An 11693-nucleotide genomic window follows, 5' to 3' on the forward strand; every position below is an offset into this window, starting at 1 on the left:
GGCCTCTGTGCCGGTAAAGGCCAGTACCTTGAAGTCGTGTTTGACGTCTTGCAGGTTCAGGCTGAAATGCGTTTGATGGGCGGGTGCGGACATCCTTTTTCCTCCGTCTTTAGGGGCAATAACGCCCGTTGCACGGAGTGAGGACTGTCAAAAAGCGTGCCGACAGAAATTCATCCAGCAAATACAGGCATATGGCGTTTTGCGGACTGGAAAAAAGGCGAAGGATTCAGCAAAAAGTGCGCAAAGGCTTGCGCACCTGCGCAACTTCTTGCATATGGGTTGGAAGCCTTTAAAAACGTGGCTTTCAGCGCTCATGGTCAATTTTTGGTGCGCATTTTCTTGCGCATCAAGGCCGTGAGCTATCAAGCATTAATTTCCGTTAAATATTTTGTCTCCAGTTCGTTCTTGTTGATACGACCAAGCCTCATGGTCAGGCCTATTCAGCAAGGACCCAATGCATGAATCCCGAACACGCCCATAAACTGGCTCGCCGTTTTGTCGAGCTGCCTCCTGAAAAACGTCGGTTGTTTCTCGACGGTATGCGCCAGGAGGACATGGACTTTTCGTTGTTCCCGATCCCGTCCTGCGTTGGGCTTGTTGAGCGTGATGGCTTGTCCTATGCCCAGCAGCGCATGTGGTTTCTCTGGCAGCTGGACCCTGAAAGCTCCGCCTATAACCTGCCGATGTCGGTGTGCCTGAACGGCTCGCTGGATGTCGCGGTGCTGGAGCGGGCATTCAGTGTCCTTGTGGAACGCCATGAAAGCCTGCGCACGACCTTTGGCCAGGAAGGAGACCGTGCTTTCCAGCGGGTGGCCGAGCCTGCGCCGGTGACTATTGAGCTGCTGGACCTGAGCGCCTTGCCACTTGATCAGCGCTGGTCGAAGGCGCATGAGGAAATGGCCCGTCAGGCCGGGCAGTCTTTCGATCTGGAAAAAGGTCCGCTGTTCAGCATTCGTCTGCTGCGTCTGCAAGAACAGGAGCATGTGCTGCTGTTGAACCTGCATCACATGATCACCGACGGCTGGTCGATGAATGTGCTGATCGATGAATGGCTGCATGGCTACGATGCGCTGGTCGCTGGCAAGCCCTTGCAACTGAATCCGCTGGCCGTGCAATACCGCGATTATGCGTTGTGGCAGCGCAGCTGGCTGGAGGCGGGGGAGCAGGAGCGTCAGCTGGATTACTGGCGCGAGCATCTGGGTGAAGAGCATCCGGTGCTGGAACTGCCCACCGACCGGCCTCATCCGGCCTTGCCGACTCATCAGGGCGCACGCCTGGAAGTCTCGCTGGACACCGCGCTGCTGCGGGACCTGAAAACCTTGGCCCAGCGCCAGGGCGTCACCTTGTTCGTGGTATTGCTGGCCTCCTTCAAGAGCCTGCTGCATCGCTACAGCGGGCAGACCGATATCCGCGTCGGCGGGCTGATTGCCAACCGCACGCGCAGTGAAACCGAGGGTTTGATCGGCTGCTTCATCAACACTCAGGTGCTGCGCAGCGAAGTGACGGCGCAGACCCGTTTTGTCGACCTGTTGCAGACCGTGCGTCAGGCGGCGATGGGTGCGCAGTCCCATCAGGAGTTGCCGTTCGATGCCGTGATCGATGCCTTGCAGCCCGAGCGCAGCCCGAGCCATAACCCGCTGTTCCAGGTGATGTTCAACCATCAGCCGGTGGTTGCCGATCTGCTGGACAAGCAACTGGCAAGCGGCCTGCGGGTTGCGAATCTGCCCGCCGAGCAACAGGCCGCCGCCGGGCGCGCCCATGCTGCTGCCAGCGACCTGATGCTGGCCACCAGCGGCGAAGGCGAACAGCTCAATGCGGCCTTTACCTACGCCACCGATATTTTCGACGAGGCGACCATCGTCCGTCTGGCCGGACACTGGCGCAACCTGCTGGCCTCGGCCTGTGCTGATCCGCAGCAGCCGGTGGGCGAGTTGTCGATGCTGGCGGCTGACGAGCGCCAGCAATTGCTGGCGGTGGACGCAGCGCCACGGGCCAGCATTGCCACGCCTGCGCATCGTCTGTTCGAGGCACAGGTCAAGCGCACGCCCCAGGCGCAGTCGCTGGTCATGGCGAGTGAAAGCCAGGCACCCGGCCTGAGTTACGAGCAACTGAATAAACTCAGCAATCGTCTGGCCCACCGCTTGCGTGAGCAAGGTGTGGGTCCCGACGTATTGGTGGGCATTGCGCTGGGCCGTTCGCTGGAAATGGCCGTGGCGTTGCTGGCTGTGCTCAAGGCGGGCGGTGCCTATGTGCCGCTGGACCCCAAGACACCGGCCGAGCGCTTGAGCCATGTGCTGCAAGACAGCGGCCTCAAGTTGTTGCTGACCCGTAGCGAACTGCTGCCCGATCTGCCGCCGCTGGGCGATATCCAGTGCTTGCTTCTGGACCGGCAGGCTGAGCAGAACGATGTCGCCGAACATGATCTGGATGTAAACGTCGATCCGGCCAATCTGGCTTACGTGATCTACACCTCCGGCTCCACCGGTCGCCCCAAAGGCGTGGCCATCAGTCACGGAGCATTGGCCGAATTTATCACCCTGGGCGCGACCTACAGCGATTTGCGCGAAGGTGATCGGGTTCTGCAATTCGCCACCAACAGTTTCGATGGCTTTGTGGAGCAGTTCTATCCGCCGCTTTGCCACGGGGCCTGTGTGGTGCTGCGCGATGATCGGCTCTGGGACAGCAGCACCTTCCATCAGGCGATTGTCGAGCATGGCATCACCCTGGCGGACTTGCCTGCCGCGTACTGGCTGACCCTGGTTCAGGATTACGCCGCCCGTCGGCCCGCGCACTATGGCGCGTTGCGTCAGATTCATGTGGGTGGCGAGGCCATGGCGGTGGAAGGCTTGCGCTTGTGGCGCAAGGCCGGTCTGGGGCATGTGGTGCTACTCAATACCTACGGCCCGACCGAGGCCACCGTGGTGTCGAGCATTCATGATTGCAGCGCATTGACGCCGGACACCGTTTCCTGGCGCGGCGTGCCGATTGGTCAGGGACTGGCGGGACGTCGCCTGTACGTGCTCGACGATCAGTTGAACCTGCTGCCTCAAGGCGCGGTGGGTGAGTTGTATATCGGCGGGCCGGGTCTGGCCCGTGGTTATCACGGCCAGCCAGCGCTGAGCGCCGAGCGTTTTATTGCCGACCCGTTCGTGGCGGGTGAACGGCTGTATCGCACCGGTGACCGGGCGCGGCTGGGCGCCGATGGCGCGCTGGAGTACATCGGTCGCGTCGATCATCAGGTGAAGATTCGCGGCTTCCGGATCGAGCTGGGTGAAATCGAATCGCGCCTGCAACAGTGCCCCGGCATTCGCGAAGCGGTGGTTCTGGCGCTGCCACTGGCCGGCAGCACGCAACTGGTGGCTTATCTGGTGCCTGAAACCGTTGCGACCACCGATGCCGAACAGGCGGCGCTGCGCCAGAACATCAAGGCGCAACTGCAAGCCAGCCTGCCGGACTACATGGTGCCGACCCATCTGCTGCTGTTGCCGAACCTGCCTTTGACGCCCAGCGGCAAGCTCGACCGCAAGGCCTTGCCGGTTCCTGACCCAAGCCAGTTGCAGGCCATCTATCGCGCACCGCAAACCGAGCTGCAAATCTGTCTGGCCGCCATCTGGGTGGAAGTGCTGCACGTACCGCAGGTAGGGCTGGACGATCAGTTCTTCGAGCTAGGCGGTCATTCCCTGCTGGCTGCGCAAGTGATTGCCCGGATCAAGACGCAACTGGGCGTCAGCCTGCCGCTGCGCGTCCTGTTCGAGAAACCTGTACTGAGCGATCTGGCCGCCGAAGTGGCGCTGCTCACCGATGACACGGCTGACAACGACTGGAGCGATATGGACCAGTTCATGGATTCACTGGAGGAATTTGGCGCATGACCGGGACTACTGCTGCACGTATCGCTAAACGCTTTGTCGGGCTGCCCCTGGAACAGCGTCAACAGTTTCTCGCCCGACTGCGCCAGGAAGGCAAGGATTTCAGCCTGTTGCCAGTGCCGGTCAGCCGTCATGATTTCGACGAGATTCCGTTGTCTTTCGCGCAACAGCGCCTGCTGTTTCTCTGGCAGCTCGACCCGCTGAGCGATGCCTACAAGATGACCACCGGCTTGCGTCTGCGCGGTGAGCTGGATGAGTCGGCGCTGCTGTGTTCGTTCGATCATCTGATCGAGCGTCATGAAGTCCTGCGTACGGTCTTCAACACCGAAGGCGACCAGCCACGTCAAGTGATCCTCGGCAATCAGTGTGTGGCGCTGGAACGCGTCGATCTGTCGGCGTTGTCGGTGGATGTTCGTGAGGTCGAGCTGGCTCAGCAGGTCGAGCAGAGCACTCGCCAGCCGTTCGATCTGCAGAAAGGCCCGCTGCTGCGTGCCAGCCTGTACCGCCTGGCTGCCGATGAGCATGTGCTGGTGGTGAGCATGCATCACATCGTCTCTGACGGCTGGTCGATGGACGTGATGATTCAGGAGTTCGTTCACTGCTATCAGGCTTACAGCGAGAGCCGTGAACCGGTGTTGCCGGAATTGCCCTTGCAGTACGCCGATTATGCGATCTGGCAGCGCAAGTGGCTGGAAGCGGGTGAGGGCGAGCGACAACTCGATTACTGGCGTCAGCAACTGGGCGATGAGCAGCCACTGCTGGAAGCCGCCCATGACTTCCAGCGGCCTGCGACCCAGAGTTTTCAGGGCGAGCGACTGCACTTCGACTTCGGCCTCGACCTGTCCCGTCAACTGAACGCCTTTGCCCGCAGCCAGGGCATGAGCCTGTTCATGCTGGGGCTGGCCGGTTTTTCCCTGTTCCTGTCCCGCAAGGCCGGGCAGCGGGACATCCGCATAGGCGTGCCCAATGCCAACCGTGGCCGGGCTGAAACCGAAGGCCTGATCGGCTTTTTCATCAATACCCAGGTGCTGCGCTGCGAAGTGGACGAGCGCCTGAGCTATCTCGATCTGCTGGCCCGGATTCGTGAAACGTCCTTTGGTGCTCAGGCTCATCAGGACGTGCCGTTCGAGCAACTGGTGGATCAACTGGCGCCGGAGCGCAGCCTGGGCCACAACCCGCTGTTCCAGGCCAAGTTCAACCAGAACGTGGTCCTCAAACAGAAAGTGGCCCTCAAACTGCCGGGGCTGGACGTCAGCGAGTACGAGTTCCACAAGGACGGTGCGCATTTCGATCTGGCGCTGGACATCACCGACGACGGCACGCTGATTCATGGCGACATGACCTTTGCCAGCGACCTGTACAAACGCTCGACGGTCGAGGGGTTCATCCCGGCATTGCTGGAGCTGTTCAAGACCTTGCTCTCAGCCCCCGACGCGCCCTTGTTCAGCCTCGGCACGTTGCCGGTCCAGCCTTCGCAAATTGCCCGTGAACCTGCTGCGCAGGTGCTGCAACAGTGGCAGGCTCAGGTCGAGAAGCAGCCTCATGCCCTGGCCGCTCGTTGCCTTGAGCGCACCTTGAGCATCGCCGAACTGGATCAGGCGGCCAATCGTCTGGCTCATCATCTGGTGAGTCTGGGTGTGAGCGAAGGCCAGCCCGTGGCGGTGCTGATGGAGCGCTCCCTGGACTGGCTCACGGCGGTGCTGGCGATCTTCAAGGCGGGTGGTGTTTACATGCCGCTGGACGTCAAGGCCCCGGATGCGCGCCTGCAACAGATGCTGGAAAACGCCCGTGCCCGAGTGCTGCTGTGTGCCGAAGGCGATCAGCGCCAGACTTCGCTGGCGGTGGCTGGCTGTCAGGGCCTGGCCTATGCGCCCACGCTCTGGCAGCAACAGCCTGCGAGCAGCCCGGTCAGCAAGGTTTCGGCGCAGTCACCGGCCTATGTGATTCATACCTCCGGTTCCACCGGCCAGCCAAAGGGTGTGCTGGTCAGCCATGGCGCGCTGGCCAGTTATGTACGCGGTCTGCTGGAGCGTCTGGAGCTGGCTCCGAACGCCAGCATGGCGCTGGTTTCGACCATCGCCGCCGACCTGGGCCATACCGTGCTGTTCGGTGCCCTGTGTTCGGGGCGTCCATTGCATGTATTGACCGAGGCCCAGGGTTTCGACCCGGATGGTTTTGCCGAGTACATGGCCGAGCATCGCGTCGGTGTGCTGAAAATCGTGCCCGGCCATCTTGCCGCGCTGTTGCAGGCCGCCAATCCCGCCGACGTACTGCCACAGCATGCGCTGATCGTCGGTGGCGAGGCGTGCCCGCCAGCCTTGTTCGAGCAGGTTCGCCAGCTCAAGCCGGGCTGCCGTTTCATCAACCACTATGGCCCCAGTGAAACCACGGTGGGCGTGCTGACTCATGAAGTCCAGGCCATCGACCCGGCTCGCTCCGTGCCGGTAGGTACGCCATTGCCGGGTGCTCATGCCTACGTGCTGGACGATGTGCTGAACCTGAGCGACGAACAGGTCGCGGGCGAGTTGTACATCGGCGGCGACAGCGTAGCGCTGGGGTATCTCGGGCAACCCGGCCTGACAGCCGAACGCTTTGTGCCAGACCCCTTTGCCGTCGAAGGACAGCGTGTCTATCGCAGTGGTGATCGGGTGCGTCGCAGCCGTCAGGGGTTGCTGGAATTTATCGGTCGCAGTGACGATCAGGTCAAAGTGCGCGGCTATCGCGTGGAGCCCGCCGAAGTGGCGCGGGTGCTGTTGCGCTTCGATTCGGTGGCCGAAGCCACGGTGGTGGCGCAAGGGGTTGAGGGCGACGAATCCCGCCTGCAACTGGTGGCCTATTGCGTAGCGGCTGCGGGAGCGACGCTGCAAGTCGACACCCTGCGCGAACAGTTGACTGCCAGCCTGCCGGAATACCTGGTGCCTGCGCAGTTCGTGGTGCTGGAGCGCCTGCCGCTGACCGCCAATGGCAAGCTGGATAAACGCGCCTTGCCCAAGCCGGGCGTGGTTAAACAGCGCTATACCGCGCCGGTGGGCGAGATCGAGGAAAAACTCGCTGCCGTCTGGGCCGATGTGCTCAAGCTGGAGAAGGTCGGCACCACCGATAACTTCTTCGAGCTGGGCGGCGACTCGATCCTCAGCCTGCAAATCATTGCCCGTGCCAAGCGTCAGGGCCTCAAGCTGAGCCCCAAGCAGCTGTTCGAGAAACAGACCATCGCGCAATTGGCGACGGTGGCCAAACTGATCCAGAAAAAAACTGCTGCCGTTGTCGAGCAGGTCAGCGGCAACTTGCCGCTGCTGCCGATTCAGGCGCGCTTCTTCGAGATGAACATTCCCGAGCGTCATCACTGGAACCAGTCAGTGATGCTCAAGCCCAATCGCCCACTGGAAGCCAGCCATCTGCTGGCGGCCTTGCAGGCCTTGATCGAGCAACATGATGCGTTGCGCCTGGGCTTTGCCCAGCAGGACGGTCAGTGGCAGGCGACCTTCGGGCCGCTGAACACCCGCGACCTGCTGTGGGTCCATGAGCTGGACGATATCTCGCGCCTGACCGAGCTGGCCGACGAAGCCCAGCGCAGTCTGGACCTGAAAAACGGCCCGTTGCTGCGCGCAGTATTGGTGAGCCTGCCCGAAGGCGAGCAGCGCCTGCTGCTGGTCATCCACCACTTGGTCGTGGACGGCGTGTCGTGGCGAGTGTTGCTGGAAGACCTGCAACAGGCCTATATCGCCCTGAATACCGGCAAGGCTCTGGCGCTGCCCGCCAAGACCAGTTCCCTCAAGGCTTGGGCCGAGCAGCTTCATCGTTATGCTGCCAGCGAAACCCTGGCTGCCGAGCGTGATTACTGGCTGCAAACCCTCAGCGGCGATATCCAGCCGCTGCCCCGGGACAATCCCGAGGGCACGCAGCGCAATCGCGATGTTGCTCACGCTTCGTCCTGGCTGAGCAAGGACCTGACCCACAAGCTGCTCAAGGTTGCGCCAGCGGCTTATCGCACCCAGGTCAACGACCTGCTGCTGACTGCACTGGCGCAGGTGTTGTGTGAGTGGAGCCAGCAGTCTTCGGTGCTGATCCAGCTGGAAGGCCATGGCCGCGAAGACCTGTTTGACGATATGGACCTGAGCCGCACGGTCGGCTGGTTCAGCAGCCTGTTCCCGGTCAAGGTGACGCCACACGCCGAAGTGGGTGCCAGCATCTGCGGCATCAAGGAGCAACTGCGTGCGGTGCCGAACAAGGGCGTCGGCTATGGCGTGCTGCGTTACCTGGGCGATGCCGGTTTTGGTCGCGAACTGGCGGCCTTGTCCCAGGCGCAAGTGACCTTCAACTACCTGGGACAATTTGACGGCAGCTTCAATGAAAGTGAAGGCGCGTTGTTTGTGCCGAGCGCTGACAGCTGCGGCCATGCCTTGAGTGAAGACGGGCCGTTGAGCAACGGGTTGAGCATCAACGGCCAGGTTTTCGATGGTCAGTTGCAACTGGATTGGGCGTTCAGTGCCGAGGTGTATCAGGCTTCGACCATCGAGGCTCTGGCGCATCAATACGAGCAGGCGCTGACGGCTGTGATCGAGCATTGTCTCAATGGCCAGCAGGGCGTCACGCCATCGGACTTCCCGCTGGCGGCCCTGACTCAGACGCAGCTGGACCGCTTGCCGATTGCTGCCGGGAATATCGACGATATCTACCCGCTGGCACCGATGCAGCAGGGCATGTTGTTCCATAGCCTTTTCGAGCAGGAAGCGGGCAACTACATCAACCAGTTGCGCGTCGATGTGTCGGGTCTGGACGTCGAGCGCTTCAAGGCTGCATGGCAAGCGTCTGTGGATGCCCATGAAGTGCTGCGCAGTGCATTTGTCAGCCACCTTGAGCACTCACTGCAAGTGGTGCAACGTCAGGCCATCGTGCCCTTTGTCGAGCTGGATGCCCGCGGACAACAGGCGACGTGGCTGGATGACTGGGCGCAGGCTGATCGGCAAAAAGGCTTCGATCTGGCCCAAGGGCCGCTGTTGCGTCTGGCGCTGCTGCGCACGTCGGACACGGCCCATCACCTGATCTACACCAGCCATCACATCCTGATGGATGGCTGGAGCAGTTCGCGCTTGCTGGGCGAAGTGCTGCAACGCTACAGCGGTCAGCCCATGCCACAACAGGGCAGCCGCTATCGCGATTACATCGAATGGCTGCAACGTCAGGATGCCCAGGCCAGCGAGCGCTTCTGGACTGAACAGGTGGCCGAGCTGGATGAGCCGACCCGACTGGTACAGGCGCTTAAATCCGTTGCAGGCGGGCAGGGTTATGGCGATTACTTCCACCTGATCGATGCAGCGGGCACTCAACGCTTGAGTGATTTCGCCCGCGAGCAGCGTGTGACCCTCAACACGCTGGTGCAATCAGCGTGGCTGCTGCTGTTGCAGCGCTACACCGGGCAGTCCAGCGTGACCTTCGGTGCCACTGTGGCAGGACGTCCTGCGGACTTGCCGGGTGTCGAAGAGCAATTGGGTCTGTTCATCAACACCTTGCCGGTCATTGCCAGCCCGCGTCCCGAACAGAGCGTGGCGGACTGGGTGCAGCAGGTACAGGCCAGGAACCTTGCTTTGCGCGAGCACGAACATACACCGTTGTACGAAATCCAGCGTCTGGCAGCCAGTGGTGGCGAAGCGTTGTTCGACAACATTCTGGTGTTCGAGAACTACCCGGTGTCCGAGGCCTTGCAACAGGCTCCGGCAGGCCTGGCCTTCAGTGGCCTGCACAATCAGGAACAGGCGCATTACCCGCTGACCTTGGTTGTCGAAGCGGGCGACGTGCTGTCGGTGCGTTTCAGCTATGACCGCCAGCACTTCGCTGCCGAGGCCGTGGCGCAACTGGCCAGCCATTTCGACCATTTGCTGCAAACCCTCAGCGCTGCGCCGTCGGCCTCTTTGGGCGAACTGACATTGCCGACTGGCTGGACGCAAGCCGTGCAGACATGGCCAAGCGCACAATGCGCTCATCAACTGATCGAAACCCAGGCCGCTCGCGTACCCCAAGCCATTGCCCTGAGCCTGGGCAATGAGCAACTGACTTACGAGGCCCTGAACCGTCGCGCTAACCGTTTGGCCCATAAACTGCGGGAGCAGGGCGTTGGCCCGGATGTGCGGGTCGGGCTGGCGGTTGAGCGCAGCCTGGAAATGATCGTCGGCCTGCTGGCGATCCTCAAGGCCGGTGGTGCCTATGTGCCGCTGGACCCGGACTCCCCGCAGGAGCGTTTGAATTACCTGATGGACGACAGCGGCATTGCGTTGCTGCTGACCCAGGATCACCTGCTGGCCAGTTTGCCGCTGCCGCCGCAGGTGAAAACCCTGTCGCTGAGCGATGCGCTGGAAGGTTATGCCGGGAGCAATCCGGTCAACCTGAGCTCGCCCGATAACCTGGCTTATGTGATCTATACCTCGGGCTCCACCGGCAAGCCGAAGGGTACGCTGTTGCCGCATCACAACCTGATGCGCCTGTTTTCGGCCACCGATGAGTGGTTCAGGTTCGGTGATCAGGACGTCTGGACGCTGTTCCATTCCTACGCCTTTGACTTCTCGGTTTGGGAGATTTTTGGCGCATTGCTGCACGGCGGTCGCTTGGTCATCGTGCCTCGTGACGTCAGCCGTTCACCGGAAGATTTCCACGCCTTGCTGGTGCAGGAAAATGTCACGGTGCTGAACCAGACGCCATCGGCGTTCAAGCAATTGATGCGGGTCGCTTGCGACAGCGAAAAAGCTCTGGCCCTGCGCTCGGTGATCTTTGGTGGTGAGGCGCTGGACGTTACCAGCCTGAGCCCATGGTTCGAGCGCTTTGGCGATCAAAGCCCGCAACTGATCAATATGTACGGCATCACCGAAACCACGGTCCACGTGACTTATCGCCCGATCACCCAGGCGGATACCTTGAGTGCCGCCAGCCCCATTGGCGAGGCGATTCCCGATCTGTCCTGGTACGTGCTGGACGCGGACTTCAACCCGGTGGCACTGGGTTGCAGCGGCGAACTGCATATTGGTCATGCAGGCCTGGCGCGGGGTTATCACAACCGTGCAGTCCTGACGGCTGAGCGCTTTGTGCCGGACCCTTTCTCTCAGGACGGCGGTCGCTTGTATCGCACCGGTGACCTAGCCCGCTATCGCGCCGAAGGCGTGATCGAGTACGCCGGGCGTATCGACCATCAGGTGAAGATTCGCGGTTTCCGTATTGAGCTGGGTGAAATCGAAGCGCGTCTGCAAGTGCAGGCCAGTGTCCGGGAAGTCATCGTACTGGCGCTGGACGGGCAACTGGCGGCTTATCTGGTGCCCCAGGATTCAAGCATCGATCACCCAACCCTGCGCGATGAACTGAAAGCCGAACTCAAGGCCCATCTGCCGGATTACATGGTGCCGACTCATTTCGTAGTGCTGGACGCCATGCCATTGACCGGCAACGGCAAGCTGGATCGCAAGGCCTTGCCCAAACCGGATGCCAGCCAGTTGCAGAGCAGTTATGTGGAGCCCCAGAGCGAACTGGAGCAGCAATTGGCGGCGATTTGGGCGGATGTGCTGAAAGTCGAACGGGTTGGCTTGAACGACAATTTCTTCGAGCTGGGCGGTCATTCGCTGGTGGCGGTGCAGGTGCTGGTTCGTGTGCGCGAGCAATTGCAGCACGAGGTTTCGCTCAAAGAGTTGTTTGAACAACCTTGTGTGGCGGGTCTGGTTGCCGTGATCGAGCAAAAAAATGGCAAAAGTGACCCTGCACTGGACGAATTGACTAAATCGCTAGAGGCACTCAAACGTTTATCAGCGGAGGAAATTGATAATTTGATTGCTTAGCAGGAGATAC

The 11693-nt window shown here is 61.1% G+C and carries 3 protein-coding genes; all 3 read left to right on the forward strand.

The window, feature by feature from the left end; genetic code table 11:
• Nucleotides 1-156: 156 nt before the first annotated feature.
• From K5D32_RS19420 to K5D32_RS19430, 3 genes are read left to right on the forward strand one after another with little or no spacing between them, the layout of a single operon-like run.
• The gene (locus K5D32_RS19420; RefSeq protein ID WP_221601476.1) at nt 157-462 is read left to right on the forward strand and encodes a hypothetical protein; all 306 of its coding nucleotides are present in this window, start codon (nt 157-159) and stop codon (nt 460-462) included.
• Nucleotides 459-3872 carry a non-ribosomal peptide synthetase gene (locus K5D32_RS19425; protein WP_221601478.1) on the forward strand — a complete coding sequence of 1138 codons (3414 nt, stop codon included), beginning with the start codon at nt 459-461 and terminating at the stop codon, nt 3870-3872. Before K5D32_RS19420 ends, K5D32_RS19425 begins: the two co-directional genes overlap by 4 nt.
• Entirely contained in the window at nt 3869-11683 is a 7815-nt protein-coding gene (locus tag K5D32_RS19430; protein ID WP_221601480.1) for a non-ribosomal peptide synthetase, read from the forward strand. Before K5D32_RS19425 ends, K5D32_RS19430 begins: the two co-directional genes overlap by 4 nt.
• Nucleotides 11684-11693 lie beyond the last annotated feature (10 nt).

The sequence above is a fragment of the Pseudomonas cichorii genome (assembly GCF_019719005.1).
Lineage (GTDB): Bacteria > Pseudomonadota > Gammaproteobacteria > Pseudomonadales > Pseudomonadaceae > Aquipseudomonas > Aquipseudomonas cichorii_E.

Excerpts from the sequence above, each read along its gene's own strand:
- K5D32_RS19430 (WP_221601480.1), top strand. The coding sequence starts at position 3,869 with ATGACCGGGACTACTGCTGCACGTATCGCTAAACGCTTTGTCGGGCTG.
- K5D32_RS19425 (WP_221601478.1), top strand. The coding sequence starts at position 459 with ATGAATCCCGAACACGCCCATAAACTGGCTCGCCGTTTTGTCGAGCTG.